Source organism: Microterricola viridarii, assembly GCF_001542775.1.
In the GTDB taxonomy this organism is placed as follows: domain Bacteria; phylum Actinomycetota; class Actinomycetes; order Actinomycetales; family Microbacteriaceae; genus Microterricola; species Microterricola viridarii_A.
Genome location: NZ_CP014145.1, coordinates 3,394,459 through 3,421,164, shown reverse-complemented (window position 1 = coordinate 3,421,164; position 26,706 = coordinate 3,394,459). Strand labels below are relative to the sequence as shown.

Annotated in this window: 22 protein-coding genes; 7 read left to right on the top strand and 15 right to left on the bottom strand. The window is 69.5% G+C overall.

Annotation, left to right across the window (positions count from 1 at the left end; all coding sequences use genetic code 11):
- Positions 1 to 15: 15 nt before the first annotated feature.
- On the bottom strand, positions 16 to 2,280 hold the full coding sequence (locus AWU67_RS15635) for a beta strand repeat-containing protein (RefSeq protein ID WP_129586748.1): 2,265 nt from the start codon (positions 2,278 to 2,280) through the stop codon (positions 16 to 18).
- Complete coding sequence (locus AWU67_RS15630) at positions 2,277 to 5,414, bottom strand: beta strand repeat-containing protein (protein WP_129586747.1); 3,138 nt, start codon at positions 5,412 to 5,414, stop codon at positions 2,277 to 2,279. The genes AWU67_RS15635 and AWU67_RS15630 overlap by 4 nt, the downstream gene beginning before the upstream one ends.
- Before the next feature lie 371 nt (positions 5,415 to 5,785).
- On the opposite strand from AWU67_RS15630, the gene AWU67_RS15625 reads away from it, so the two are divergent.
- The 6 genes from AWU67_RS15625 to AWU67_RS15600 are packed head-to-tail and all read left to right on the top strand — an operon-like array spanning position 5,786 to position 8,647.
- Entirely contained in the window at positions 5,786 to 6,229 is a 444-nt protein-coding gene (locus AWU67_RS15625; protein WP_129586746.1) for a DUF6916 family protein, read from the top strand.
- Positions 6,226 to 6,717 (top strand): GNAT family N-acetyltransferase, encoded by a 492-nt coding sequence (locus AWU67_RS15620; protein ID WP_067231193.1) that lies wholly within the window; start codon positions 6,226 to 6,228, stop codon positions 6,715 to 6,717. Before AWU67_RS15625 ends, AWU67_RS15620 begins: the two co-directional genes overlap by 4 nt.
- The gene (locus AWU67_RS15615) at positions 6,714 to 7,019 is read left to right on the top strand and encodes a DUF6916 family protein (protein ID WP_067231190.1); all 306 of its coding nucleotides are present in this window, start codon (positions 6,714 to 6,716) and stop codon (positions 7,017 to 7,019) included. Before AWU67_RS15620 ends, AWU67_RS15615 begins: the two co-directional genes overlap by 4 nt.
- Positions 7,020 to 7,021: 2 nt before the next feature.
- Positions 7,022 to 7,534 carry a phage tail protein gene (locus tag AWU67_RS15610; RefSeq protein WP_067231188.1) on the top strand — a complete coding sequence of 171 codons (513 nt, stop codon included), beginning with the start codon at positions 7,022 to 7,024 and terminating at the stop codon, positions 7,532 to 7,534.
- Between the two features lie 36 nt (positions 7,535 to 7,570).
- The gene (locus AWU67_RS15605) at positions 7,571 to 8,068 is read left to right on the top strand and encodes a phage tail protein (protein ID WP_067231185.1); all 498 of its coding nucleotides are present in this window, start codon (positions 7,571 to 7,573) and stop codon (positions 8,066 to 8,068) included.
- Positions 8,069 to 8,113: 45 nt separating this feature from the next.
- Complete coding sequence (locus AWU67_RS15600) at positions 8,114 to 8,647, top strand: phage tail protein (RefSeq protein WP_067231182.1); 534 nt, start codon at positions 8,114 to 8,116, stop codon at positions 8,645 to 8,647.
- 10 nt (positions 8,648 to 8,657) lie between these two features.
- Here AWU67_RS15600 and AWU67_RS15595 read toward each other — a convergent pair whose 3' ends face one another.
- The 8 genes from AWU67_RS15595 to AWU67_RS15560 form a co-directional block, all read right to left on the bottom strand.
- The gene (locus AWU67_RS15595; RefSeq protein WP_067231180.1) at positions 8,658 to 9,707 is read right to left on the bottom strand and encodes a zinc-dependent alcohol dehydrogenase family protein; all 1,050 of its coding nucleotides are present in this window, start codon (positions 9,705 to 9,707) and stop codon (positions 8,658 to 8,660) included.
- A 227-nt stretch (positions 9,708 to 9,934) separates the two neighbouring features.
- Positions 9,935 to 10,672, bottom strand: coding sequence for a FadR/GntR family transcriptional regulator (locus AWU67_RS15590; RefSeq protein WP_160329775.1), 738 nt, complete (start codon positions 10,670 to 10,672; stop codon positions 9,935 to 9,937).
- A gap of 22 nt (positions 10,673 to 10,694) precedes the next feature.
- Complete coding sequence (locus AWU67_RS15585) at positions 10,695 to 12,197, bottom strand: aldehyde dehydrogenase family protein (RefSeq protein WP_082717073.1); 1,503 nt, start codon at positions 12,195 to 12,197, stop codon at positions 10,695 to 10,697.
- Positions 12,198 to 12,201: 4 nt separating this feature from the next.
- Complete coding sequence (locus AWU67_RS15580; RefSeq protein WP_067231171.1) at positions 12,202 to 13,572, bottom strand: glutamine synthetase family protein; 1,371 nt, start codon at positions 13,570 to 13,572, stop codon at positions 12,202 to 12,204.
- On the bottom strand, positions 13,569 to 14,339 hold the full coding sequence (locus AWU67_RS15575; protein WP_067231168.1) for an SDR family NAD(P)-dependent oxidoreductase: 771 nt from the start codon (positions 14,337 to 14,339) through the stop codon (positions 13,569 to 13,571). Before AWU67_RS15575 ends, AWU67_RS15580 begins: the two co-directional genes overlap by 4 nt.
- Complete coding sequence (locus tag AWU67_RS15570; RefSeq protein WP_067231165.1) at positions 14,336 to 15,085, bottom strand: gamma-glutamyl-gamma-aminobutyrate hydrolase family protein; 750 nt, start codon at positions 15,083 to 15,085, stop codon at positions 14,336 to 14,338. The genes AWU67_RS15575 and AWU67_RS15570 overlap by 4 nt, the downstream gene beginning before the upstream one ends.
- A 61-nt stretch (positions 15,086 to 15,146) precedes the next feature.
- Complete coding sequence (locus AWU67_RS15565) at positions 15,147 to 16,619, bottom strand: APC family permease (protein WP_067231163.1); 1,473 nt, start codon at positions 16,617 to 16,619, stop codon at positions 15,147 to 15,149.
- 216 nt (positions 16,620 to 16,835) lie between these two features.
- Positions 16,836 to 18,983, bottom strand: a complete 2,148-nt coding sequence (locus AWU67_RS15560) for an ATP-dependent Clp protease ATP-binding subunit (protein WP_082717071.1) — start codon at positions 18,981 to 18,983, stop codon at positions 16,836 to 16,838.
- Positions 18,984 to 19,145: 162 nt separating this feature from the next.
- Here AWU67_RS15560 and AWU67_RS15555 point away from each other — a divergent pair, with 162 nt between their 5' ends.
- Entirely contained in the window at positions 19,146 to 20,018 is an 873-nt protein-coding gene (locus AWU67_RS15555; protein WP_067231160.1) for an SMP-30/gluconolactonase/LRE family protein, read from the top strand.
- 105 nt (positions 20,019 to 20,123) lie between these two features.
- On the opposite strand, the gene AWU67_RS15550 is transcribed toward AWU67_RS15555, so the two are convergent.
- From AWU67_RS15550 to uxaC, 5 genes are all read right to left on the bottom strand, one after another.
- Positions 20,124 to 20,669 (bottom strand): gluconokinase, encoded by a 546-nt coding sequence (locus AWU67_RS15550; RefSeq protein WP_067231157.1) that lies wholly within the window; start codon positions 20,667 to 20,669, stop codon positions 20,124 to 20,126.
- Between the two features lie 5 nt (positions 20,670 to 20,674).
- On the bottom strand, positions 20,675 to 21,913 hold the full coding sequence (gene manD / locus AWU67_RS15545; protein WP_067231155.1) for a D-mannonate dehydratase ManD: 1,239 nt from the start codon (positions 21,911 to 21,913) through the stop codon (positions 20,675 to 20,677).
- Positions 21,914 to 21,962: 49 nt separating this feature from the next.
- Positions 21,963 to 23,441 (bottom strand): glucuronide transporter, encoded by a 1,479-nt coding sequence (gene uidB / locus AWU67_RS15540; RefSeq protein WP_082717070.1) that lies wholly within the window; start codon positions 23,439 to 23,441, stop codon positions 21,963 to 21,965.
- Between the two features lie 390 nt (positions 23,442 to 23,831).
- A complete protein-coding gene (locus AWU67_RS15535) occupies positions 23,832 to 25,274 on the bottom strand; it encodes a mannitol dehydrogenase family protein (protein ID WP_234407286.1) in 1,443 nt (480 codons plus the stop codon).
- Positions 25,271 to 26,683, bottom strand: a complete 1,413-nt coding sequence (gene uxaC, locus AWU67_RS15530; RefSeq protein ID WP_067232925.1) for a glucuronate isomerase — start codon at positions 26,681 to 26,683, stop codon at positions 25,271 to 25,273. Before uxaC ends, AWU67_RS15535 begins: the two co-directional genes overlap by 4 nt.
- Positions 26,684 to 26,706 lie beyond the last annotated feature (23 nt).

Below are 26,706 nucleotides of genomic sequence, written 5' to 3'. Positions count from 1 at the left end.
CGCCCTCGAATCCGCTCAGCGAGAGGCCCGTTCCGGTGCCGCCCGCGCCGGGAGCCGGCTTGCCGCCCGGGGTGCCGTCGGTGCCGCCGCCGGGGTCCCGCCGTCGGTTCCGCCATCGGAGTCAATGACGATGTCGGTGCGCAGGATCAGCTTCGCGCCCGTCGGGGAGGTTCCGATCGCGACGATGGAGTGCTTGCCGCTGAATCCGCGCGGGATGGTGACGGTCGCCCGCGCAATCCCGTCGGCACCGGCATTCACCGTGGCCAGCGTCGTCGGCGTCGAGTAGATCACGAAGACGACGGGCGAGTCCGGCGCGAAGCCCGCGGCGACCAGGTCCAGGCTGGCGCCTGGGGCTGCGTTCGCGGGAACGCCCTCGAGGGAACCGCTCCCGGTGGGGACGGTCGCCGGAGGCGTCGCGACCTCGGCCGCGGTCAGGCGGATCGTCAGCGTCTGCGTCGCCGTCAGTCCGGCGCCGTTCGTCGCGGTGAGCGACACCGGGTAGTCGCCGGCCGCATCCGTTGTGCTGCCGCTGATCGTGGCCGTTCCGTCACCGACGTCTGCGAAGGTGAGGCCGGCCGGCAGAGCGCCGGAGAGGCTCAACGCAACGCTGTGCGGGTGGCCGGATGACGCGCGTACCGTGAAGCTGCCCGCGACGCCTCGGGTGAAAGCCGCAGAGGAATCGCTGCCGAAGCCCGGGCCCTCCTGCACGGTGAGGGTGAACGTCTGCGTGCTCGATCCGGCGGCGTTCCGCGCGGTCAACGTCACGGCATAGTCGCCGCCGCTGCCCGCCTTCGGTGTGCCGGTGAAGCCGGCCGTGCCGTCGCCGTTGTCGGCGAACGTCACGCCGGCGGGCAGAGTGCCCTTCACCGTGAGCGTTACGGCGCCCGAGTGGCCAGGGGAGCTCGTCACCGCGACCGCGGCGCCCGTGCCGACGGTGATCGTGGCGGCGGGCGGCGAGGTGATGGCCGGTTTCTCGGTGACGGTCAGCGTGAACGCCTGCGTGCCGGAGCCGATCGCATTGCTGGCGCCGAGGGTCAGCGCGTAGCTGCCGCCGGTGCCGGGTTCGGGCGTGCCCGTGAGGCTGGCCGTTCCGTCGCCGTTGTCGGTGAAGGTGACGCCTGCCGGCAGCGCGCCGGTCTGGGCCAGCACGACGGCTCCGGGGTGGCCGGGGCTGCTCGTCACCGCGACGGATGCGGGGGTCCCGACGGCGATCGTGGCGGCATCCGCCGAGGTGATCGCCGGGGCCTCCGTCACCGTCAGCGTGAATGCCTGCGTGCTGGCGCCCGCGGTGTTGCGGGCGGTCACCGTCAGCGCATAGTTGCCGCCGCTGCCGGACTTCGGCTTGCCGATGAAGTCGGCCGTGCCGTCACCATTGTCAGCGAAGGTCACGCCTGCGGGCAGCGTGCCGCTCACGCTGAGTGCAACCGCACCCGCATAACCTGGGCTGCTCGTCACCTGGGCGACGACGACGGTGCCGACGGCGACCGTGGCGGCATCCGGTGAGGTGATGGCTGGCTTCTCGTTGATCACGAGCGTGAGGGTCTGCGTCGCCGGGACACCGAACTGGTTGTCCGCCCCGATCGCGACCGTGTGCGCGCCGCCCGTGCCGGCCAGCGGTGTACCGGAGATCGTCGCCGTCCCGTTGCCGTTGGGCGTGAAGGAGAGACCGCCGGGCAGGGCGCCAGCGCTGAGCGCGGGTACCGGGATGCCGGATGCCGTCACGGTGAAGCTGCCGGCTACACCGACCTCGAAGTCTGCGGATGCCGGGCTCGTCAGCTGTGCGGGTGTGACCACCGTGAGCATCACAGCGTCACTGGTCGTGCTCGAACCGTCGGTGAAGACCACCCGGTAGAGCGCGCCACTCTGCATTTGCACGGCGGTCACGGGCAACGTCGCCACCCCGGCCAGCAGGGTTCCGCCGGGCACGTCCGTCCAACTGGTGCCGTCACCCGAGCGCTGCCACTGCGCAGTCAGCGTTCCCGTCGTCGGCAGTGCGGGGTTCGCGGTGGCGGTGAATGTCGCGGTGGCGCCGGCGACCGCTGTCTGCGGCTGCGGCTGGGCAGAGATCTGCGGCGGCTGTCGCACCGTCACTGCCACGACGTGTGGAGAAGCACTGGCATACGCGTTCTGGGCGAGAACCTCGACGAGGTAGACGCCGGGAACGACCGTCGCGTCAACGGAAAGCGCGTAGCTGTCGGCTGCCCCGTGGGTGAGGGCGAATCCCGGCTGCGGGAGGATTGTCGCCTGGCTCAGCGCCGGGAATCCGGGTGTCACCGTCACCGCGATGGATCCCCGCCGACGGCGATCTCTGCAGCAGTGGGAGCAGTGATGGCAGGCGGGGTCGTCACGGTGACTGGGATCGTGACCGTTGAGGTCGGGCCTGTGGCGGAGTTGCGCGCCGTGAAGCTCAGCAGATACTCGCCGGCGGCGGTGGGAGTGCCGTCGATGGTGAACGAGTCACCGTTCGCGCCGCTGGTGACGACGAGGCCGGCAGGCACGGTGCTCGAGGCGTCCAGCTCCAGCGAGGCCGAGGCCGGGTAGCCGCCGCTCGCCGCCACACCGGGTGAACCAGCCACGGCCACCCCGCGCGGCAAGACCAACGAGGAAGGGGCCGAGATGCTCGGCGCCTCCTCTACGGTGAGGGCCAGCAGGGTCGTCGCAGTGGTGCCGAAACCGTTGCTCGCCACGACAGAGAACAGGTAGAGACCGCCGGAGCCCGCCGGCGGCGTGCCGGTGATCGGCAACCGCCCGCCGGCGCTCGCACCGATGGTCAGCCAGCTGGGAGCGGGCAACGGAGCGAGCGGCATCACGCTGACCACGGCATCCGGGATACCGCTGGCGAAGACCTCGAACTGTTGCGCGCTGCCGTCAACACGCCAGCTCGTGGCGTTCGCGCTCCCGATCGCCGGGCCCGTGCCCACCGTGAGCAGCGCTCCCGCGCTCACCACGACAGGGTTGACGAAATACCGGTAGCGCGCCCCGTTGTCTGCCTGCGTCGTCGAAACGGTCAGCGTTCGGCTGGTCTCGCCGAGGTCGATCCAGTTGAGGCCGTCACGCGACAGCTGCCAATGGCCGCTCGGTGCCGGGTACCCTCCGAGACCAACCGTGAAGGTGGCCTGCGTGCCGGCGAGAACGCTGGCATCCGCGGGCGGCGTGATGACGTACGGCGCCTCGTTGACGGTGAGGGTGACGGTTTGCGTCGCGGCGAGCCCGGCACTGTTCACGGCGGTCAGCACCAGCGGGTAGATGCGGCCGGCGCCCGCCTTCGGCGTGCCGACCAGTCCGGTGACGCTTCCGGCCGTGACCTGCGTGCTGACGCCGGCGGGCAGATCCCCGCTGAGCGAGAGCACCGTGTCGGCCGGGTAGCCGTTCGCCGTGCTGAAGCGCGCGTTCATCGCGCTGCCGACGGTCGCCGACTGCGTGGCGGAGCTCGTGATCGAGGGGGCCTCGTTCACCGTCAGGGTGAAGCTCTGGACGACATTCGGATCGCGCCCGTTGTTGCGCGCGAGGGTGAGGTCGTACCGCCCGCCGGTGCCCGCGGCCGGGGTGCCGCTGAGCAGAGCGTCGGTCGCCCCGGCCGCGCCGCCGGTCAGCGTCACACCGGCGGGGAGCGGGTCGCCGCCCCGCACGAGCGCGCTCAGCGGGAACCCGCTTGTCGAGACCGTGTGCGAGCCGGGGGTTCCGACCTCAAAGGTCGTAGCAGCGGGAGAGTTGAAGAGCACCGGCTCGCGCACGTTCACGATGTACGGCGCCGTGTGCGGGCTCCCCGGGCTCACGGCGTTCTCGGCCTTCAGCTCGGTGGTGAGCACGACGGCGGCCGTTGGCGTCCCGCTGATCGTCGCTGTGCCGTTGCCGTTGTCGCGCAGCGTCAGACCGGGCGGCAGCGGGGCGCCGGAGACCGTGATGGCCGCGGCGGGATAGCCGTCGCTGCTGACCGTCACGTTGACGGGCCTGTTGACCGTGGCCTCCAGCGCCGTCAGCGCGGGGAACGTGGGCGCCTTGGCCATGCCGAACACTGCGGTGGTCGCGGCGCCGTCGAGACTGGCTGTCACGGATGCCGGACCGCGCAGCGCGTGGGCGTCGAATCCGACCGTGGCCACGCCGGCGACGAGCGGGGTGCCCGGCGCAGAGAGGGTGGCTCCGACGGGGCGAACCTGATCCCAGGCGACGCTCGCACCGGTGAAGACGCGCAGCTCGGCCGCGGAGACGGACTTCCCCTCCGAGTTGGTCAACACCGACGCGGTGAGCGTCGTCGTCGAGCTGCCCAACGCGATCAGCGAGGGATTCGCGCTCACCGACAGCGCGAGCGAAGGCTCGACGGTGACGCCAGCCGAAGCCGTGGCACAGGCGCTGCCCGCGGCGGGGAGCCGGTTGCAGCCCCACCAGTTGTTGGCGGCGGCGACGGTGGCGGCGAACGCCGCCGGGGCGCTGCCGGGTATCGCTGTGCTGTTAACGACGCTGTACCCGTTTGGCCCGGTGTTTCCGGTGAAGCTGTTGTAGGTGGCCACGGTCGCGCCGCCTGCGACGTGAATCGCAATGCCGGCGCCGGTCGCGTACCCGCTGATCCTGTTGTTGGAGAACGTGTTGCGCAGCACGCTCAGCCCACCACTGTTCTGCAGGATCGCGGCACCGCGGGCGGGGTGGACGTCAGTCGCCGACAGAGAGTTCCCGATGAAGTCGCTGTCGGTGATCGATGCGGTGAAGCCCGCGGCAGCGGCACCGGCGGTGAACTCGATGGCGCCGCCGCCGATCGCTGCAGGGTTCCCCGAGGTCAGCGAGTTGCCGCTGAACACGCTGTCGCGCACGGTGAAGCTCTCGCCGGCGACCCCGGTCGCCTGGTAGGCGACGCCGCCGCCGCTGCTGGATCCGGAATTGTTGTCGCTGATCGTGGAGTCGGAGATGCTGAGTGCGCCGCCGACGAATTGGATGCCGCCGCCCGGCAAATTGGTTGCGCTCCCCGTTGAGTTGGCCTTGTTGCCGGTGATCGCACTATTCGTGATGGTGAGGATGCCGGCCGGCCCACCAGCGGCGGAGCCGCCGAGGATTCCGCCGCCGCCGAATTCGTTGCCAACGCCGCCGGTGATCGTGAGGCCGTCCAGGGTGGTCGAGATGCCGCCGACGAGGCCGGGGTCGAGCACCAGCACCGAGGTCTTGCCGTCGCCGCGGATGATCGCGCCGCGGTCAGCCGGGCCCTTCAGCGTGATTCTCGAGCCAGTGACGGTGCCGAGCTTGAGCGAACCGTTCCCGGCATCCAGCGTGTACTCGCCCGCCTGCAGGGTGATCGTCGTGACATCGTTGCCCCGGTTGTTTGCGGCACAGACTGCGTCGCGCAGCGTGACCGGCGAAGCCGGGGTCTTCACGGTCGATCCGGGGGCGCAGGATGCCGGCAGCCCGGCGTCCGAGGTGCTCGTCACCGTCCACGCCTCTGCCGCAGCCGCCGCCGGCGCCGCGACCCCCACCACTGCCCCGCCGAGAGCAAGTGCGACGATGGTCGCAATCGCGACCGCGCGCCGGGGGGTTGATCGAGCGAGGGGGCCGGCGGTGCGGGGCGGAAGCATGTGTATGTGAGGGCTTTCTGCGTTCGGGGCCGGAAGAGCGGAATGGCGACGCGGGGGCAGCCGAGCGATTCCTTGGCGACAAAAATATTGGACGCCGTCCAGCAGCGTAAAGCGTAGTTGCTGCACGGCCCAGCGTTAAGGCCCCGAACTGGGGGAATTCTCGACCACGTGTGCACGGCCGCTGGCGACAAGAATGGACGACGTCCATCTTCCGATCAAGGAGCTCCATGCTTGAGGTTTCTCGCCGAGCCGTCTTGGCGGTCGGCGCCGGAGCGGTCGGGGCCGTTGCCGTCGGCGCCTTCGCCACGCCGGCCGTCGCCGGTGGCATCGCTCAGCTTGCCCCGGCGATTCCCGCCTTCACCCCCGCGCCGAGTGCCGGCCTCCCCGTGCGCTCGCACTTCGCCGGCCACGAGGGCGAGACCTTCGTCGCGACCTTCGCCGAAACGCCGTTCGCCGTCACGCTGACCGCCATCGACGACGTGCCACCCGCCATCGGCACCGGCGACGAGAACCGCTTCAACCTGATCTTCACGGTGCCCGGCCTGCCCGAGGTGCCGAGCGGCATCGCCGAGATCACCCACCCCGAGGTTCCCGCAGCCACCCTCTTCGCCTCCCCCGCCGGCGACAGCACGAAGCGCCAACTGCAGGCCCTCGTCAACCGCGACGCATGACGGTGAACCTCCGCCCGGAACAGGGCAGCGATGCCCCGCTCCTGCGGCAGCTCTTCGCCGAGTCTCGCCAGGCGGAGCTCAACGCGCTGCCCGACGCCCAAAGCCGCGAGTTATTCCTGTCGATGCAGTTCGAGGCCCAACGGCGCCATCTCGAGGGTATGCACCCGCACGCCGAGAGGTGGATCATCGAGCCCGACATCGGCCGCATGGTTCTTGCAGAGACTGCCGATGGACTGCACATCGTCGACCTCGCCGTTGTCAGCACTGAGCAGGGACGCGGCCACGGCAGCTCCATGCTGAGAGCGCTGATCGACCGGGCGGATGCCGCGGCGCTGCCCATCACGCTCAACGTGCAGCACGCCAACCACCGGGCGCGCGCACTCTACGAGCGTCACGGCTTCGCCGTCGACTCCCAACCGCCGGCGACAGCGACGGCCAGCCACCTGGCCCTCCGCTGGGATCCCCGAAAGAAAGCACACAGCGCATGAGCGGGCACACCCCCGGGCTCCCCAGCCACGCCGAGCTCCTCGCCGTCGTCGGTGACGACTTCGCCGCATCGGACAGCGCAGGGCAGCCGCTCGCGCTGACCTTGACCGAGTGCAGCGATCTGCGCAGCGGCGGCGGGTACACGTCGTTCTCGCTCACGCTGCGCAGCGCAGACCCACGCGAGCAGGGCATCTTCGCCCTCAGCCACGCCACGCTCGGCGACGTCGAGATCTTCCTCGTGCCGTCAGGCGCCGACGCATCCGGCACCGAGTACACCGCGAGCTTCACCAGTCTGGAGGCCTGAGAATGGCGCTACCCTATGTCGGCGAGATTCGGATGTTCGGCGGCAACTTCGCCCCGGCCGGCTGGATGTTCTGCGACGGGGAGTCGCTGCCGATCTCCGAGTACGAAACCCTGTTCAACCTGATCGGGACGACGTACGGCGGCGACGGCCAGTCAACCTTCGCACTGCCCGACCTGCGCGGCCGCGCGCCGCTACACCGGGGGCCCGGCCACGCACTGGCCCAGACAGGCGGTGTGGAGGAGGTGACGCTGAGCCAGACTCAGATTCCCACGCACAACCACCAGATCATCGCCGCGGACGTCACCGGCACGAGCAGCAGCGCGCAGGGCAACGTGTGGGCGAGCGGGACAGACTCGCCCTACGCCGTGCTCGACCCCCAGTCGCCAGACCTCGTCCAGCTCGCCCCTCAATCACTGGGCCCGAGCGGCGGGTCGCAGCCGCATTCGAACATGCCGCCTTATCTGGCCGTGAGCTTCATCATCTCCCTGTTCGGCGTCTTCCCCTCGCAGACATGACGCGCCCACAGCTCCCCTCCGCCAGAAAGGCCCTCCATGGCTGAGCCATTCCTCTCCGAGATCCGCCTGTTCAGCTTCGGCTTCCCGCCGAAGGGCTGGGCGTTCTGCGACGGCCAGCTCATGCCGATCAACCAGAACCAGGGGCTGTTCTCACTGCTCGGCACCACCTACGGCGGCAACGGCCAAACCACCTTCGGGCTCCCGGACATGCGGGGGCGCTCCCCGCTGCACGTGGGTGGCGGGCACACCCTCGGCGAGCGTGGCGGCGAGCAGGCGCACACGCTGACGTCGGCGGAGATGCCCGCACATCGGCACGCTGTGAACGTCGCGACGTTGCCCGGCCAGCTGAGCCCGGCCGCCGGGATCCCGGCGGCCCCGGGGAAACCGGTCTTCGCCGCGCCCTCGAGCCTGCAGTCCATGGCGCCGTCGATGGTCGCGAACACCGGGGGCTCGCAGGCGCACCAGAATGTGTCGCCGTACCTCACCCTGAACTTCTGCATTGCGTTGGCCGGCATCTTCCCGAGCCAGAACTAGCACCAGCCGCTCGCCCCACCTGCCCGCTCGATCTAAGGAGCACCCATGAGCGATCCATTCGTCGCCGAGATCCGCATGTTCCCCTTCAACTTCGCCCCCAAGGGGTGGGCCTGGTGCGACGGCCAGCTGCTGCCGCTCTCGCAGAACACCGCCCTGTTCTCCCTGCTCGGCACCACCTACGGCGGCGACGGCAAAAGCACCTTCGCGCTGCCAGACCTCAACGGGCGCTCCCCGCTGCACCACGGCCAGGGGCCTGGGCTCAGCCTCTATGACCTCGGGCAGAGCGGCGGCGAGAGCGCAATCACGCTGCTCGAGAGCGAGATTCCCTCGCACAGCCACGGCCTGCAAGCGCGCAACGCACCCGGCACCTCGACGTCGGCCCAGGACAACGTGCCCGCCATCCCCCGCTCCGGCCGTGCGCAGCAACGCGGCTTCGCCCCGGCGTCGGCCCCTGCCAGCAATCTGAACCTCGCCGCCGTCGCCCCCGCCGGGGGCAACCAACCACACAACAATTTGCCGCCGTATCTGACGCTCTACTTCGCCATCGCACTGCAAGGCGTCTTCCCCCCGCGCCAGTAGGGGCGGAACGCTACGGCCGCAGCAGCACCTTGATCGCCCGCCGCTCGTCCATGGCGGCGTACGCCTCGGCGACGTCGGCGAGCGGCAGCTCCAGGTCGAACACGCGGCCGGGCTCGATCACGCCGGCCAGCACCTCGGGCAGCAGCTCCTCGATGTAATTGCGCACCGGGGCAACGCCGCCGTTGACGCCGACGTTGCGGTTGAACAGGGGGCGCACCGGCAGCTCAGGGCCGCCGTTCGGCACGCCGACGTAGCCGACCATGCCGCCGGGGCGTGCCGAGCGGATCGCCTGATCCATCGATTCCTTGGTGCCGACGCACTCCAGCACGTAGTCGGCGCCGATACCACCCGTGAGTTCCTGAATGCGGGTGACACCCTCGTCGCCGCGCTCCTCAACGATGTCGGTCGCGCCGAACTCCCTGGCCAGCGCCTGGCGCTGCGGATGCCGCGACATCGCGATCACACGGGCGGCGCCGAGCCGGGCCGCGGCGATCACAGCGCACAGGCCGACCGCGCCGTCGCCGACGACGACGACGGTGCTGCCCGGGGTGACGCCGGCCGAGACGGCGGCGTGATGCCCGGTGCCCATCACGTCGGCGAGGGTCAACAGGCTCGGCACGAGCGCGGCATCCGGCATCGACGGCGTCGCCACCAGCGTGCCGTTGGCGTGCGGAACACGCACGCGCTCGCCCTGGGCGCCGTCGGCGAAGGCACCGAACTCGTCGGTGCCGCCCCACCAACCGCCGTGCAGGCAGGAGGTACTGACGCCGTTTCGGCAGTTGATGCACGTGAAGTCGCAGTCGTAGAACGGGGCGATGACGAAGTCGCCCACCTTCACCGCGGTGACGTCGGGGCCGACCTCTTCGACGATGCCGACGAACTCGTGGCCGATGCGCTTGGGCTCGGGGGTCGGCGTGATGCCGCGGTAGCCCCAGAGGTCGGAGCCACAGACGCACGCCGCGACCACCCTCACGATGGCGTCGCCGCCGGTGGAGAGCACCGGGTCGGGCACCTCTTCGATTCGGATGTCTCGTTCACCGTGGATCACCGTTGCGCGCATGGGTTGAGCCTACGCCTGCCGCGTCGGCTGAAGCTGCCCCCGTCGGTCGACTAGCGAGGAACGAGCGTATCGTGACCCCGCACGCGGAGCGGTTTCCGGCCGGAAACCAGGTCTCGATACGGCCCTGGTGGGCCTACTCGACCAACGGGAGGGCAGCCGCGACGCGGGCCAGCGCCCGGCTGTTGGCTTCGGTCGCTGGCGCTCCCTCGAGCCAACGGGGAGCGGGCTCAGCCGGCGGTGCCGGGGGCGTCGATGATGCGCTCGAACTCCAGCTTTGTCGTGGCGATGTGCGCCCGCATGGCCTCGGATGCCGCCTCTGGATCGCGCGCACGGATCGCCTCAAGGATCCGCTGGTGCGCCAGGTAGCTCGATTCCTTGATGAACTCGAACGGCATCAGGTCGACCGAGTCGAAGACGCGCACGCGGGCGTCGTCGATGGCGTGGGCGAGCATCGGGTTGCCGGCGGCCTCCGCGATAGTCAGGTGGAACGCGCTGTCGGCCAGCCGTGACTCGGCCTTCGTGACGGCCGCGGCGAGCTCCTCCTGTGCGGCCTCGAGCCGTTCGACGACCGCGTCGCTCCGCCGCTCCGCCGCCATCCGCGCTGCCGCACCCTCGACGACTCCGCGGAACTCGGTGAACCCGATGATGTCGCCGCCGCGCGCCACGAGTTCCGTGCGCAGCGACGCGGCATCCGGTTCGGCCTGTTGCACCACCGGCCCGCCCGCTGCACCGCGCAGGATGCGCAGCTGGCCGCCGGCCTCCAGCACCTTGAGCGCCTGGCGCAGCGTCTCACGTGCCACCCCGAGCTGCGCTGCGAGTTTGCGCTCGGCCGGAAGCCTGTCGCCCGGCCGCAGTCGGCCGAGGGCGATCTCGCGCCGCAGGAAGTCGACGACGTCGTGGTAGCCCGGGCGATCGCGGAGGCCAGCGGGGTCGATCTCGACGGGCGGGTTCACAGGCTCCCCCACTGGCCCTCCTTCGAACTCACGGTCAGAGTGGCATCCCCGGTCGATCGGTGCCGACGATCTGGGTGCCAGAGAAGAAGTCAAGCACATCGGCATCGCCATGGCCGCCCAGACCGCTCAGCCCGAAGAAGCTCTGCTTCGACTCGGCTGCCATATCGAGCACCGAGCTGCCGTTGACCTTCACCTCGCCGGCGACGAGGCCGGAACCCAGCCGCAGCGCTGCCTGCTCATCGCAACCGAAGACGTAGCCGGCGAGCCCGACGTGCCCGGCGTTCGCGAGGCTCAGGGCGTGCTCGTCGCTGTCGGAGGGCTGCACGGTCAGCAACGGTCCGAAGATCTCCAGCTCAACGTCGATCTCCTCGGCGACGGCAATGCTCGGCTGGAAGAACCAGCCATCCTCCGGCACCACGCCTTCCCGGTAGATGACGGCGCCCTGCGCCTCGAGCGCGGCCCGCTGAGCCTCAAGCTCGGTCTGTCGTTCGCGGAACGCGACCGGCCCCAGCTCGGTGCCCTCGTCCAGGCTCGAACCGATGCGCAGGGCGGCGAGCTCGCCGCACAGCGCCTCGACGAGCTCCGGCAGCAGGGAGCGGTCGACGATCACCCGGCGGGGCGCCTCGCACCACTGCCCAGACAGCTTCATGGCGCCCGCCGCGATGACCCTCGCCGCCTCCACGACGTTGGCATCCGCCCGCACGATGGCCGGATTGTTCGAGCCGAGCTCCAGGCGCAGACGGGTGAGGTTGGCACCGGCGGATGCCGCGATCGCCCGACCCGTTGGTGTGGAGCCCGTCATCGAGATCGCCCGGATGCGCGGGTCGGCGACGAGCGCGGCGCCAATGTCGCCACCGCCGAGCACCAGGTTGACGACGCCGCTCGGGATGCCGGCTTCGACCGCGGCCCGCGCGATCAGCACCGTGCTCCACGGTGAGGCCGGCGACGGCTTCATCACCACGGATGCCCCGGCCGCGAGGGCGTAGCCGAGCTTCTTGACGGCCATCGCCGACGGAGCGTTCCACGGCATGATCAGGGCGGTGGCACCCCATGGCACCCGGTGCAGCTGCACATCGCGACCGTCTGCCGCCAGCGCCCGGCTGTCACCGAGCGCCAGCGCGCGCTCGACGACGTCGCGCACGGTGTCACCGGCGCTGCCGGCGAAGAGCCGCGTGACCGAGATCGGCACGCCGCTGTTCACCGCGTCCAGAACCGCGATCTGCTCGCCCAGCTCGTCGAGCCGCGCAGCGAAGGCCCGCAGTAACGGCGCCCGGCCGGCGATGCCCATCCCGCGCCACTCGGCAGACTCATGCGCCGCATGAGCGGAGGCAATGGCGCGCTCGAGCTGCTCGAGCGATGAGCTGCGGTTCTCCGCCAGCGGCTGCCCGCTGTTCGGGTCGAACAGATCGTCCGCCCGGTGTGCGCTCGCCTCGAACCGCCCGGCGATGAGGGTGATCAGCTCGGGGAACGAGCGCGGCATGGGTACCTCGTCCCGGACCGCTTCCAGCGTGCCGGGTGCTGTCTCTGTCTCGCTCATCCGCTCAGACCCGATCGAAGTAGCGGTTGAGGTCCCAGTCGCTGACCGCGGCCATGAAGGTCTTCCACTCGTTCTCGAGCAGCACCCGGTGGTGGTCGACGATGTCGTCGCCGAACAGCGCGCGCGGGAATGGGGCGGCCACGAAGGCCTTCGAGGCCTGCAGCAGATCGGCCGGCATCTCCTCGTCGGCCGGCAGCAGGTATGCGTTGCCGCGGATCGGCTCCGGCGCGACAGCGGCGCGGTCGATGCCGTCCCTGGCCGAGGCGAGCAGTGCCACCAAGGTGAGGTACGGGTTCGTGTCGGCGCCGGGCAGGCGGAACTCGAAGCGGAGGTGCTCGGGCTTGTGCCCGACAACGCGCACCGTCGTGGTGCGGTTGTCGAAGCCCCACGTGCGGCCGTTGCCCGCCACATCACCGGAGTTGTTGCGCCGGTAGGAGTTGATCGTCGGCGAGTACCAGGCCATGAAGGCCGGGGCGTGCTCGAGCACGCCGCCGATGGCGCTCAGCATCATCTCGCTCATGTTCTCATCGGCGGTGTCGTTCCAGAACAGGCGCTCGCCCGCGGCATCCTGCACCGAGAAGTGCACGTGGCAGGAGGAGCCGGGCTGGCCGTTCAGCGGCCGGGCCATGAACGTCGCCGTCATGCCCGCCCGGGCGGCGGAGTCGCGCACGGCCAGCTTGTACAGCGCGTGCCGGTCGGCCATCTCGAGCGGCTCACCGTAGCGGAAGGTCATCTCCCACTGCCCGCTGCCCCACTCGGACTGGGCGGCTTCCATCTGCACGCCGCTGGCCAGGAGGTCGTCACGGAGCTTCTGGAAGAACGGTTCGTAGAGGTTGCCCTCATGGATCATGAAGTCGCTCGGGATGAGCGTGGTGGGGTCGAGGTCGCGGAAGCCGTTCTTGCGCAGTTGACGCTGCTCGTTGCGGAACAGGTAGAACTCGAGCTCGGTGCCGGCCTTCGGCTGCAAGCCGCGCTCGGCGTAGCGGGCCAGCTCCTGCTTGAGCATCACGCGCGGCGAGATGGCCAGCGGTTCGCCGGTGCGCACGTCGACGGGGTCGGCGAAGCAGATGGCCACGTTCTCGAGCCAGGCGGCACGGCGAAGCGTGCCGAGGTCCACCCGCAGCGTGGCATCCGGAACCCCGTTGTGCATGCTGCACAGCTTGAACAGTCCGGCGTCGATGAGTTCGAGCCCCTGCTCGAGGTCCCAGGCCCAGACGCAGGTGCAGACGTCGACGCCGTTCTCGATGACCCGGTCGAAGCCGTCGACGGGGATCCTGCGGCCGATCAGGCGGCCTTGCAGGTCGGGCGATGCGACGATGACGGTGCGGATGCCGAGCGCCTCCAGCTCGGCCGGGTCCAGCACGTAGTCCTTCATCGGGTCAACCATCCGCCGTCGACGGGCAGCTGGATGCCGTCGATCCAGCTGGCCTCGTCCGAGAGCAGCCAGGACACCGCCGACGCGATGTCGGCCGGCTGGCCGACGCGCGGCACGAGCAGACGCTGCCCGAGGAACTCCATCGCCTCCGGGCTGGTGACGCCCTCCAGGTCAAAGAAGTTGGTCGCGATCGGGCCGGGGGCGACGCAGTTGACGCGGATGCCCTTCGGCGCGAGCTCGACGGCGAGAGCCTTGGTCAGCATGGGCACGCCGCCCTTGCTGGCGTTGTAGTGCGGCTGCGCGGTGGTGCCGCTGGTGACCACGACGAGGGCCTCGACGGTCGAGAGGTTGACGATGGCTCCGCCGCCCGACTCGCCGATCAGCGGGGCGACCTCCTGGGCGACGAGGAACTGGCCCTTGAGGTTGATGTCGAGCACGAAGTCCCAGGCATCCTCGGTGAGCGTTTCGAAGGAGTGGTTGGTGACGACGCCGGCGTTGTTGACGAGCAGGTGCAGGCTGCCCCATGCGGCGCGCACGGCGTCGACGGCGGCTCGGATCTGCTCGCGCTCGCGCACGTCGACGCGAGCGGCCAGGGCCACGCCGCCCTCTGCCTCGATCAGCGACACCGTCTCCAGGGCGGCCTCAAGGTTGACGTCGGTGATCATCATGCGGGCGCCCTCGCGCGCCAGACGCAGCGCGGTCTCGCGGCCGATGCCGGATCCTCCGCCCGTGATGAAGCCGTTCTTGTTCTGGTGGCGGGGAGTCATGCTGCTGCTTTCTGTCGTGTGTTCTGTGCGTTTTGTGCGGCCTGGACGAGCCAGTCGAAGAGGGGGTCGCCGCCGAAGACCTCCGGATGCCACTGCACACCGAGCACGGCTGCGCTCTCGTGCTCGATGGCCTCGATCACCCCGTCGGGGGCGCGGCCGGTCACCTGGAGTCCGGGGGCGAGCCGACCGACGGCCTGGTGGTGGTAGGAGTTGACCATGACGGTGTCACCGTAGAGCTCGGCCGCGGTGCTGCCGGCCTCGAGCGCGACGGGGTGCACGCGCTGTGCCCGGGGGTACGCGTACGAGGCGTGCGACTCGCCCTCGCCGATGACGAGGTGCTGCACGAGGCTGCCGCCGAGGGCGACGTTGATGAGCTGCTGGCCGCGGCAGATGCCGAGGACCGGGATGCCCCGGGCGATCCCCGCCTCGATGAGCGCGATCTCGAAGGCGTCACGCTGCGGGTCGATCCAGCCCGTGTGCGGGCCGGGCGCCTCGCCGTAGCGCCGCGGGTCGACGTCCTCGCCGCCCGAGAGCACGACGGCGTCCAAGTAGTCGACGAGCTCGCTCGCGTCGGCGTCCATGGGCAGGTTGACCGGCATGCCGCCGGCCCGGATCACCGACGTCGTGTACTCGCTCATGTAGATGTCGAGCGGGGCGTCGTGGAAGCCGCGCGGGGCGCCGACCGACTCGGCGCGACCGCGGCGGCCGCTGAAGCCGATCAGCGGCTTGGACAGGGGGGCAGACATGTGGTTCCTTCGTGCTGGGGCGGTGCTGGATGAGAGGCGGGCGGGGTGCCTGGCGGGTCGGTCAATCCTCGCCGAAGCGCTCGACGACCTGGGCGTAGGCTTCCGGATGCTTGGCCCGGAGCACCAGCGCCTGCACGAGGCCGATGATCGGAGCGATGACGACGACCGCGATCAGGACGATGCTGAGCACGCCCCAGCTCGGGTTTCCGTCGGCGTCGACGTCGCCGACCAGCAGCGGGAAGTTCGCGGCGATGAGGCCGGCCGAGACGGCCAGGCCGAGGAAGCCGAGGCCGGGGGCGATGACCGTGTGCCACGGGCTCGTCAGGGCGCGGGTGCGGCGGAAGTACGCGATCACCGAGAGGCAGGTGAGCGCCATCAGCAGCACGATCGCGAGGGTGCCGATGCCGGCGAACCAGGAGAAGATGTGCTCGGCCGAGAAGCCGATGAGCACGAGGATGACGACGAAGGTCGCGGCGGTGGCCACCTGCACGACGGCGGCGCGGTGCGGGGAGCGGTGCCGGGGGTGCACGGTGCCGAGGCTGTCGGGCATCACCCGGGCGTTGGCCATGCCGTGGTGGTAGCGGGTGAGCACGTTGTGCAGCGACAGCACGGCGGCGAACATGCTGCCCATGAACAGGACGGCGATGATGATGCCGCCGATCGGGCCGAGGTACTGGTCGGTGAGGCGGGAGAGCAGCGTGGCCGGGTCGGCGGCGGCCTCGTCGATGACGGCGGACTCGCCGAAGCCGATGATGACGACCCAGCCGGCGAAGGCGTAGAAGACGCCGATGATGATGGCCGAGGCGTAGGTGGCGCGCGGGATTGTGCGCTCCGGGTCACGCACCTCGTTGCGGTAGACGACGGTGGACTCGAAGCCGATGAAGCTGGCGATGGCGAACATCAGGCCGAGCGCGGGCGAGCCGGAGAAGATGTTCTCGAGCGAGAACGGGCTGAGCGAGAGGCCCTCCGGACCGCCCGTCGCCATGATGACGATGCCGAGCAGCAGCACGATTCCCATCTCGGCCCCCAGCACGATGACGAGCACCTTGGAGCTGAGCTCGATGTGGCGGTAGCCGAGCACGCCGACGACGGCAATCGAGGCCAGCGTGAACACCCACCAGGCGATCTCCGGGCCACCGAGCAGCGCGATGCTGGAGCTGAGCGTGCCGCCCAGGTAGCTGAAGACGGCCACCTGCACGGTGGTGTAGCAGGCGAGGGCCAGCCACGCGGTCGCCACACCGGGGGTGCGGCCGAGGCCGTGGCTGACGAAGGTGAAGAAGGATCCGGCGTTCGGGATGAAGCGACTCATCGAGGTGAGCCCGACGGCGAAGAGCAACAGGATGACCGTCGCCACCAGGAACATGACGGGGAAGCCCAGCCCGTTGCCGACGAGGAGGCCGATCGGGAGCAGCCCCCCGACGACGGTGAGCGGTGCCGCCGCGGCGATCACCATGAAGGTGACGGCAACGGTGCCCAGGTTGCCGCTCAGGCGGCGGTCGTCGGCCGCGACGACGGTGTCTGCGGAATGCGTCATTGAATCCTCCGGGATGGGCGGCGAGCCGCGAGAGTCATTGGTCTATGTTCTAGCCCATTAACTTCACCCAGCGCAAGTGTCCGTTGGCTCGAGGGAGCGCCAGCGACCGAAGCCTGCACCGGGGCGGGGGTTTCGACAGGCTCAACCAGCGAAAACGCAACAGGCCCAATCAGCGGGAACCCCCGCTGATTGAGCCTGTCGAAATCCGGGCCGGTGCTACTCGACGCCCACCGTGAGCCCGTTGCCGTCTGCGGCCAGGTCGACCCGCACGAGATCGCCGTCGCGCACCGAGCCACCCAGCAGCGCATTCGCGAGCTTGTCGTCGATCTCGTGCTGCATCAGGCGGCGCAGCGGCCGGGCCCCGTACATCGGGTCGTAGCCGCGCTCGGCCAGCCAGCGCCGGGCATCCGGGGTCACCGCCAGGGTGAGCCGACGGCTGCTCAGCCGTTTCGACAGACGCTCGATGTAGAGCTCCACGATCTCGCCGAGCTCGTCCTGGGTCAGCGCCGAGAACACGACGATGTCGTCGAGCCGGTTCACGAACTCGGGCTTGAAGGCCTGGCGCACCATCGCCTGCACCGCTGTCTCCTTCTCGGCCCAGGTCAGCGACTGGTCGACGAGGTACTGCGAGCCGAGGTTCGACGTGAGCACCAGGATGACGTTGCGGAAGTCGACCGTGCGGCCCTGGCCGTCGGTCAACCGGCCGTCGTCGAGCACCTGCAGCAGCACGTCGAACACCTCGGGGTGGGCCTTCTCGACCTCGTCCAGCAGAATCACCGAGTACGGCCGCCGGCGCACGGCCTCGGTCAGCTGGCCACCCTGCTCATAGCCGACGTAGCCGGGAGGGGCACCGACGAGCCGCGAGACGCTGTGCTTCTCGCCGTACTCCGACATGTCGATGCGGATCATCGCCTTCTCGTCGTCGAACAGGAACTCGGCGAGCGCCTTGGCGAGCTCGGTCTTGCCGACACCGGTCGGCCCGAGGAACAGGAAGGAGCCGGTCGGGCGGTCCGGATCGGAGATTCCGGCGCGGGTGCGGCGCACGGCATCCGACACCGCGGCGACGGCCTTCTTCTGCCCGATCAGGCGCTTGCCGAGCTCGTTCTCGAGGTGCAGCAGCTTCTCGGTCTCGCCCTGCAGCAGCCGGCCCACGGGGATTCCGGTCCAGGCGGCGATGACGGCGGCGATGTCCTCCTCCGTCACCTGCTCGTTGACCATGCGGTCCTCGATCGGGTCGTTCTCGGCCTGCTCGGCCTCGGCCAGCTGCTCTTGCAGCTGCTTGATCGTCGTGTACTCGAGCTTAGACGCCTCGGCGTAGTTCGCTTCGCGCATGGCGCGATCGCGGGCGCGAGTCGCCTCGTCGAGCTTCTTCTTCAGGTCGCCGACGGCGTTGAGCGAGCGCTTCTCGCGGGCCCAGCGTGTCTCGAGCACCTTCAGCTCGGACTCCTTCTCCATCAGCTCCTCGCGCAGCTTCTCGAGTCGCTCCTTCGAGGCGTCGTCCTTCTCCTTCTTGAGCGCGAGCTCTTCGATTTTCATCCGCGCGACCTGGCGCTGCAGCTGGTCGATCTCCACCGGCGAGGAGTCGATCTCCATCTTGAGCCGACTCATCGCCTCGTCGACGAGGTCGATGGCCTTGTCCGGCAGTTGCCGCGACGTGATGTAACGGTTGCTCAGGGTGGCCGCCGCGACGAGTGCGCCATCGCTGATCGTCACACCGTGGTGCGCCTCGTAGGCGCCCTTCAACCCGCGCAGGATCGCGACGGTGTCTTCGACGCTCGGCTCGCCGACGAACACCTGCTGGAAGCGGCGTTCGAGGGCGGCATCCTTCTCGATGAACTCGCGGTACTCGTTGAGCGTCGTGGCGCCGATCAGGCGCAGTTCACCGCGGGCCAGCATGGGCTTGAGCATGTTGGATGCCGCCACGGAGCCTTCGCCGCCGCCGGCACCCATCAGGGTGTGCAGCTCGTCGATGAACGTGATGATCTCGCCGTCAGACTCCGTGATCTCCTTGAGCACGCTCTTCAGCCGCTCCTCGAACTGGCCGCGGTACATGGCGCCGGCCACGAGGGCGCTGAGGTCGAGCGAGACGAGCTTCTTGCCCTTGAGCGAGTCGGCGACGTCACCCTCGACGATGCGCTGGGCGAGGCCCTCGACGACGGCCGTCTTGCCGACGCCGGGTTCACCGATGAGTACGGGGTTGTTCTTGGTGCGCCGGGTGAGCACCTGGCTGAGCCGCCGAATCTCGGCGTCCCGGCCGATCACAGGGTCGAGCTTGCCGCTCGCCGCGATGGCGGTGAGGTCCACGCCGTACGTTTCGAGGGCGCTCTTGGCGTCTTCCTGAGGAGGCTGCTGGTCTGGCTGCATGGCGTTCCTTTCCGAGACTTGAAACTTGAGTCTAAGTGACTCAAGTTTATCAAGGCGGATGCCGGAGCGGAAGCCGCAGTCCTGTGCACGGGCTGTGAGTTCACCGATGGCTTGTAGGCTGGCGCACCAACGCCCGCGCCGCGGCGGCCCAGAAAGGACACCATGAGCGAGAACCTCCGGCCCTCCGTCAGCGTCGTCGTTCCCCGGCGCGCGGTGTGCGGCGAGAGCCCGTACTGGCACGCGGCGAGCGGCACCGTGCTCTGGGTCGACAACGAGCGCGGCGAGATCTTCCGCGCCGACCCCGCCACCGGCGACGGCTCGCTCATCGTCTACCCGCTCGGCATCGGAGCAGTCGCCCCGCGCGCGGCCGGCGGCGTGATCGCCGTCACGACCTCCGGCTTCGTCGGCCTGGCGGATGACGGCACGGTGACGCGGCGCGTGGACTGTCTGCCCGCCGGCATCCGCATGAACGACGCCAAGGCCGACCCGGCCGGGGTGTACTGGTCGGGCAGCTGCGCGCTGGACTTCGCCGCCGGGCGGGGCGGGTTGTGGCGGCTGGACGAGAGCTGGCAGCCCACGCTCGTGCTGGACGGCTTCGCGCTGCCGAACGGGCTGGGCTGGAGCCCCGACGGCGCCCTGTTCTACCTGATCGACTCGATGGCCCGCACGCTCTACAGCTACCCCTTCGACCCGGAGACGTCGACGGTGACGCCGAGTCCGCGCGTGCTTGTCGGGCCAGAGGCGTTCCGGGCGCTGCCCGACGGCCTGGCCGTGGACGTGCTCGGGCACCTGTGGGTCGCCGAGTACGGTGGCGCCGCCGTGCACGAGTTCGCGCCGGACGGGGCGCTCGTGCAGACCATCACCATGCCGACCGCGCAACCGACGTCATGCGCCTTCGTCGGCCCCGAACGCGACCAGCTCTGGGTGACGTCGGCCGCGAACGGCTTGGACGAGAGCGACGCGCTCGCCGGCCACGTGTTCCTGGTCGCCGGCCACGGCACCAGCGGGCTGCCGGTCGCCAGCTTCCGCGGCTAGGGCATCCGCCCCGGCCGGCGAGATGACAGTTGAGCGCGTTCCCGTGGTGCGAGAAGGCGCTCAATTGTCATCTCGGCGCGTCGGGCCCTGGCGCTGGCGCTGCCTCTAGCCCACGGGGGCGGGCGCAGCCAGCTGGGCCACGGCCGCCCGCACGATCTCCTCCACACTCCCGCGCACCGAGACGATCGCACCGTTCTCGTCGGGCTCGAGCATCTCCAGCGCCGCGAACTGCGAGGCCAGCAGCGACGGCGGCATGAAGTGGCCGCTGCGCCCCTCCATGCGGGCGGCGAGCACCTCCTGCTCCGCGTGCAGGTGTAGGAAGAGCGCGCCGGGCACGGCCGCCCTGATGGCGTCGCGGTAGCGGCGCTTCAGCGCGGAACAGGCCATCACAATGCCCGTGTCGGATGCCGCGGCCATCTCGCTCCCGACAACGGCCAGCCAGGGCCAGCGGTCCTCATCGTTCAGCGGCGTGCCCTCGGCCATCTTCACGACGTTGCTGCGGGGGTGCAGTGCGTCGGCATCCGTGAATGGCACCCGCAGAGCCTCGGCGATGAGTGAGCCGATCGTCGTCTTGCCGGATCCGGAGACCCCCATCACGACGACCAGCGGGCGCACAGGCACCGGCGGAAACTCAGCGGCACGCTCGGTCATCTCAATCACCAGTCGTGGACGGTGCCGTCGGCCAGCCGGTTGTACGGCAGGTAGGCGGTCTCGTACGGGTACTTGCCCGCCTCGTCGACGTCCAGCTCGACGCCGAGGCCCGGGTTGTTGCCCGGGTGCAGGTAGCCGTCTTCGAAGGTCATCGACTGGGCGAAGACCGCGTTGGTCTTGTCTCCGTGCTGCATGTACTCCTGGATGCCGTAGTTGTGGATGGCCAGGCCGACGTGCAGCTGGGCGGCGAAGCCGACGGGCGAGATGTCGGTCGGCCCGTGGAAGCCGGACTTGATCTGGTACATCGCCGCGTAGTCCATGACCTTCTTGAGCGGCGAGATACCGCCGAAGTGGGTGGATGCCGCGCGCACATAGTCGATCAGCTGCTCCTTGATCAGCGACTGGAAGTCCCACACCGTGTTGAAGATCTCGCCGATCGCCAGCGGGGTCGTGGTGTGCTGTCGCACCAGGCGCAACGCCTCCTGGTTCTCGGCCGGCGTGCAGTCCTCGAGCCAGAACAGGTCGTAGGGCTCGAGCGACTTGCCGAGCTTGGCCGCCTGCATCGGCGTCATCCGGTGATGCCCGTCGTGGAGCAGGGGCAGGTCCGGCCCGAACTCGTTGCGCACAGCCTCGAACACCGTCGGCAGGTGGCGGAGGTAGGAGCGGGTGTCCCAATCCTCCTGAGCCGGCAGCTTGCCGCGCTGGGCCGGCTCGTGGTCGTAGCGCACGCCCTCGTTGCCCGGCAGCCCCTTGTTCGACGCGATGCCGTAGATCGACTCGAGCCCGGGCACCCCGGTCTGCACGCGGATGGACCGGTAGCCGAGCTCCTGGTGGTGACGGATGCTGTCGAACAGCTCAGGCAGTTCCTTGCCGGAAGCGTGGCCGTACGCCATCATCTTCTCGCGGCTCGCGCCGCCGAGCAGCTGGTAAACCGGCATGCCGGCGGCCTTGCCCTTGATGTCCCACAAGGCCATATCGACGGCAGCGATCGCGGCCATCGTGATGGGGCCACGGCGCCAGTACGCGCTGCGGTAGAAGAACTGCCAGGCGTCCTCGATGCGGGAGGGATCGCGGCCGATGAGCTGCGGCACGATGTACTCGCTGAGGTAGGTGACGACGGCGAGCTCACGGCCGTTGACCGTGGCGTCGCCGAGGCCGGTGATGCCGTCATCCGTCGTGATCTTCAGGGTGACAAAGTTGCGGTCGGGGCTGGTGACGATGACTTCGGCTTTTTCGATCTTCATGAGGCTACTTTCTGGGTGTGAGGGGTGGTGCCACGCAGAGGTCGCGGCGTCACTCTGTTGGAGGAATCGGGCCGTGGGCGGTGCGCGGTGCGGCGAAGGCGGCCGTGGACAGCGACGGCGGGATGGGGGTGGCCGTCCCAGTGAGCGCGCGGCGCTCGGCGATCTCGGCGACGATCTTCTTGTGCTTGGCGTCGGTGAGCGGGTAGAAGACCATGAACAGGATGGCCAGCGCCGAGGCCACGAGCGGGATCAGCCCGGCGCCGGCGCGGATTCCGAGCTCGGCGTGCGCGGTCTGCTCTGCTGCACCGGCGGCGTAGCCACCCCAGGCCAGAGAGAACGCGGCGAGGGCGCCGCCGACGGCCTGACCGGTCTTGCGGGTGAAGGAGAACAGCGCGTAGGTGATGCCCTCTGCGCGCACGCCGGTCTTCCACTCGCCGTACTCGACGGTGTCGGCCTCCAGCGTCCACACCAGCATATTGACCAGCGCCATTCCGAGCTGGCAGAGCACCAGGCCGCCGAAGCCGAGCCAGACCATGCCAGCCGGGGCGAAGAAGATCACCAGTCCGCCTGCGGCCATGACCGAGGCCCCGGCGATGTATCCGGAGCGCTTGCCGAAGTGACGCACGATCGATGGGACGAAGGCGGCTAGCCCGAAGGTGACGACGAGCTGAATGATGGAGATGGCGGCGTAGAGCGGGAGCGCGTGCAGCACATCGCGCAGGTAGTAAAGCTGCACGGTGGCGAGCGCGAGATAACCGGTGAGGAAAACGAAGGAGCTGATGCAGAGCATGAGCAGCGGCTTGTTGCTCTTCAGCACGGCGAAGCTCTGCTTCATGGTCACGTGCGTGACATCGCGGACGACTTTCTCCTTCGCGGTGAAGGCAGTGAACATGTAGAGCGCGGTGCCGACGACCACGAAGCCCAGGGTCATTCCGGTGAACAGCACCTGCAGGTTGGCGCCGGGCACGATCAGCGGGGCGACGAAGATGCCGAGGCCCGCGCCGACCACGGCCGCGCCGATGGAGCGGGCACTGGCGAGCTTGGCGCGCTCACCGCCGTCTTGGGTCATCGCCCCGGCCAGCGAGCCGTAGGGGATGTTGACGAGGCTGTATGCCAGGCCGAGCGCCGCGTACGTCAGGTAGGCGTAGAGCAGCATTCCCGACTCGCCGATCTGCGGCACCGAGAACGCGGCGGCAGAGAGCAGCAGCAGTGGGACCGAACCGAACATGATGAACGGGCGAAACTTGCCGAAGCGCTTGCTGTAGGTGCGGTCGACGATGCGGCCCGCGAAGATGTCGGCGAACGCGTCGAACAGGCGCACCACCAGGAGCAGCGTGCCCGCTGCTGCTGCAGAGATGCCGGCGACATCCGTGTAATAGATCAGCAGGAACATCGTCGCGGTGGTGAACGCGAGGTTGTTTGCTGCATCGCCTGCCCCGTAGCCGACGATGCTCAGCGGGCTGAGCTTGTCGGTGGCGGGCGCCGGTGCGGCCGTCGCCGTGCGCGGGGTGGTTTCGGTGAGTGACATGGAGGCTCCTTTGCCCATGATCGGAAGGCCTTAGCGGGGCCGGCGGGCGCGGTGCGCGGCGGCCGGGGATGCCACGCGACGACCGGGGGTCATCGGCTTCCGGGAGGGGATCGGTTGAGGCTTCGACATTGAGTACCTTTCGTTCGCGTCATTGCGGCACGCGACGTTGCGGCGGGGATGTCGAGCCTGAGTCCGGTGCGGAGCGGTGTTCGACAGGATCAAGTGAAACACGATTGGAAAGATATGGCAAACGGTTGCCAAATATTGTCACCAGACGCCCAGCTGGGATGCCCACGAGGCCGGCGACCGCCGATTACGCATACCCGACCACCCCGGCACGCACGACAGCGCGGGCGGAGAATCCCCCGCCCGCGCTGCATCGACCCGTTGTTACTCGGCCTGGTGCTCCCCGATCAGAGCCGTGATGTCGGCCAGGATTGCGGCATCCTGCGCCAGCCGCGCGTCCACCAGGGCCACCAGACCCGCGATGGCGGCGTCGGTGGGCCGTGAGGCGATCACGGCGATCTGCGCAGCCTCGGCGTCGACCATCGGCCGCCCGGCCAACACCAGGGAGGCCCAGGAGGCGATGGCACGGATACCGGCCGCCGCCTGGCGGCCCTCTGCGCGCTCGGCGAGCACCACCGGCGCAATGCGCACCCGCAGCTTGGTCACGGCCTCGGCCGAGATCTGGGCGAGCCGGTGTTCGATGCGGGTGTTGTCGAAGCGCTCGAGCAGGGCCGCCCGGTACTCATCCAGTGCCAGCAGCTCGGCCGGGAGGTGGCGCACGGCGTCATCCCAGAACTCGTTCACCCAGCCCCGGCAGACCGGGTCGGTCATGGCGGCGGCGACGCTGTCGAGCCCGCGCAGCAGTCCTGCGTAGGCCAGCAGGCTGTGTGCGCCGTTGAGCAGCCAGAGCTTGCGGCGCTCGAACGGCTCGATGTCGTCGACGAAGCGAGCCCCCGCCCGCTCCCAGGCCGGCCTGCCGGCCGGGAAGTGGCCGCTCAGCACCCAGTCACGGAACGGCTCGGTGACCACCGGGGCGCGGTCGGCCCAGCCGGTGAGCCCGGCGGCCGCCTCGATGTCGTCCGCGGTCGTCTTCGGTGTGATCCGGTCGACGGAGGTCGAGACGAAGGCGACGTGCGCCGCGATCCACTCGGCGGTCTCGGTGTTCAGCATCGCGGCGAGCGCCCACACGGCGCGCTCGACGAGCGGCCCGTTGTCTGGCATGTTGTCACAGGGAACGATCGCGATCGCCCCGGCGCCGGCCAGGCGCCTGGCCTCCAGACCCAGAACGAGGCGGCCGAGCGTCGTCGTCGGGCCCCCTGCGCTGAAGGCGCCACGCGCGGCCCGATCGAGGTTGTCGGCCAGGAACGCGACATCCGCGGCGAGCGCGCTGTCGCCGAGATCCGGGCTGCCATCCGCGCGCAGCCGGTATCCGGCCTCGGTGACGGTGAGGGTCACGAGGGCGGTCGACTCGGCGGCCATCAGCTCGACGAAGCGCGCCGTGTCGCTGCCGTCGACGGCTTCGACGATGCTCGAGACGAGCGCGGCGCTGTCGCCGGCATCCGAACGCTCGATGAGCGTGTAGAGGCCGTCCTGTGGGGAGAGCTCGAGCGCGGCCTGGGCGCTACGCCCGGTGAACGCCGCAATCCCCCACTCGCCATTGTCGTCGACCTGGTCGGTGTACCAGGCCTGGTGGGCGCGGTGGAAGGCGCCGAGGCCGAGGTGGATGATGCGCACCGGCGGGGTGCGCACGTTCTCGCCCGTGCGTGCGGCGAGGGCCGCGCGGCTCAGCGGGGCGACGGCAGTGTCGATGTCAGTGGCAATGCTCACAGCTTGAACACCTTTCGGGGAAGGGCGTCGACCAGGTCGACGATGATGCGCTCGGCCGCATCGAGGTCAATGCGGCCCTCGCAGACGAGCCGGGCGAGGAACGCCGCATCCAGGCGACGGGACATATCGTGCCTGGCCGGGATCGAGAGGAACGCGCGGGTGTCGTCGATGAAGCCGGAGCTGCGGTAGAAACCGGCCGTCTCGGTCACCGCAGCGCGGAAGCGCAAGACGGCGTCCGGGGCGTCCAAGAACCACCACGGGGCGCCGATGTAGACGCTGGAGTAGAAGCCGGCCAGCGGCGCGATCTCCCGCGAGTACACGGTCTCGTCCACGCTGAACAGCACGAGGTGGAAGTCGGGGTTGTTGCCGTACTTCTCGAGCAACGGCCGCATGGCCTCCACGTAGGTCGTGGTGACGGGGATGTCGTGGCCGGTGTCCGGACCGAACTCCTCGAAGGTGGCGCTGCTGTGGTTGCGGAAGACACCGGGGTGCACCGTCATCACGAGGCCGTCCTCGACGCTCATCCTGGCCATCTCGAGCAGCATGTGGCCGGCGAAGACGCGGCTCTCTGCAGCGGTCAGCTCCCCAGCGAGAGCGCGGCCGAACAATTCGGCCGCTTCTGCGGGTGCGAGGTCCACGGCTAGCGGCTGCAGCACACCGTGGTCGGCTGAGACCGCCCCGTTCTCGACAAAGAAGCGGCGTCGGCCGGCGAGCGCCTCGATGTATCCGGCATAGCTGGAGACGTCAGAGCCGTTCCACGCGGCCAGAGCGGCGACCCGCTCGACCCAGCCCGGCGCGGCCGGGTTGAGGTAGGCGTCCGGCCGGAAGGTGGGCAGCACGCGGCCGGTGAAGCTCGGGTCGGCGGCCAGCGCGCGATGCGCGACCAGGTCGTCCATCGGGTCGTCGGTGGTGGCCATGACCTCGATGTTGAACCGGGCAAAAAGCGCGCGCGGCCGGAATTCATCGGTCGCCAGCTTCGCCTGGATGAGATCGAAGAGCGCGTCGGCGGTGGCCTCTGACGGCTGCACGTCGATGTCGAACAGGGTGGCGAACTCGTGCCGCAGCCAATAGCCGGACGAGGTGCCCGCGTACAGGTGCCAGTGAGTGCAGAACGTGCGCCACACTTCCCGAGGATTCGCGACAGGCGTCCCGCCCGTGCGGCTCGGGATGCCGAGCTCGGTCAGCGGCACGCCGGCGGCGTGCATGAGCCGCGTCACATAGTGGTCGAAGCGGATGAAAAGCTCGGCCGGATCACCGAATGGCTCGTTGTCGAGCAGCAGTCGCGGGTCGACATGTCCGTGTGGCGAGATGATCGGCAGCTCTGCCACTCGCTGGTAGAGGCCGCGGGCGACAGCGCGCGTGGCCGGGTCGACCGGGAAGAGCCGGTCTGGGTCAAGGGTAAGAGTCATCATTGTCACTCCTTTAGTGAACA

Excerpts from the sequence above, each read along its gene's own strand:
- AWU67_RS15625 (WP_129586746.1), top strand. The coding sequence starts at position 5,786 with ATGCTTGAGGTTTCTCGCCGAGCCGTCTTGGCGGTCGGCGCCGGAGCG.
- AWU67_RS15620 (WP_067231193.1), top strand. The coding sequence starts at position 6,226 with ATGACGGTGAACCTCCGCCCGGAACAGGGCAGCGATGCCCCGCTCCTG.
- AWU67_RS15615 (WP_067231190.1), top strand. The coding sequence starts at position 6,714 with ATGAGCGGGCACACCCCCGGGCTCCCCAGCCACGCCGAGCTCCTCGCC.
- AWU67_RS15610 (WP_067231188.1), top strand. The coding sequence starts at position 7,022 with ATGGCGCTACCCTATGTCGGCGAGATTCGGATGTTCGGCGGCAACTTC.
- AWU67_RS15605 (WP_067231185.1), top strand. The coding sequence starts at position 7,571 with ATGGCTGAGCCATTCCTCTCCGAGATCCGCCTGTTCAGCTTCGGCTTC.
- AWU67_RS15600 (WP_067231182.1), top strand. The coding sequence starts at position 8,114 with ATGAGCGATCCATTCGTCGCCGAGATCCGCATGTTCCCCTTCAACTTC.
- AWU67_RS15595 (WP_067231180.1), bottom strand. The coding sequence starts at position 9,707 with ATGCGCGCAACGGTGATCCACGGTGAACGAGACATCCGAATCGAAGAG.
- AWU67_RS15585 (WP_082717073.1), bottom strand. The coding sequence starts at position 12,197 with ATGAGCGAGACAGAGACAGCACCCGGCACGCTGGAAGCGGTCCGGGAC.
- AWU67_RS15580 (WP_067231171.1), bottom strand. The coding sequence starts at position 13,572 with ATGAAGGACTACGTGCTGGACCCGGCCGAGCTGGAGGCGCTCGGCATC.
- AWU67_RS15575 (WP_067231168.1), bottom strand. The coding sequence starts at position 14,339 with ATGACTCCCCGCCACCAGAACAAGAACGGCTTCATCACGGGCGGAGGA.
- AWU67_RS15570 (WP_067231165.1), bottom strand. The coding sequence starts at position 15,085 with ATGTCTGCCCCCCTGTCCAAGCCGCTGATCGGCTTCAGCGGCCGCCGC.
- AWU67_RS15565 (WP_067231163.1), bottom strand. The coding sequence starts at position 16,619 with ATGACGCATTCCGCAGACACCGTCGTCGCGGCCGACGACCGCCGCCTG.
- AWU67_RS15560 (WP_082717071.1), bottom strand. The coding sequence starts at position 18,983 with ATGCAGCCAGACCAGCAGCCTCCTCAGGAAGACGCCAAGAGCGCCCTC.
- AWU67_RS15555 (WP_067231160.1), top strand. The coding sequence starts at position 19,146 with ATGAGCGAGAACCTCCGGCCCTCCGTCAGCGTCGTCGTTCCCCGGCGC.
- AWU67_RS15550 (WP_067231157.1), bottom strand. The coding sequence starts at position 20,669 with ATGACCGAGCGTGCCGCTGAGTTTCCGCCGGTGCCTGTGCGCCCGCTG.
- manD (WP_067231155.1), bottom strand. The coding sequence starts at position 21,913 with ATGAAGATCGAAAAAGCCGAAGTCATCGTCACCAGCCCCGACCGCAAC.
- uidB (WP_082717070.1), bottom strand. The coding sequence starts at position 23,441 with ATGTCACTCACCGAAACCACCCCGCGCACGGCGACGGCCGCACCGGCG.
- uxaC (WP_067232925.1), bottom strand. The coding sequence starts at position 26,683 with ATGACTCTTACCCTTGACCCAGACCGGCTCTTCCCGGTCGACCCGGCC.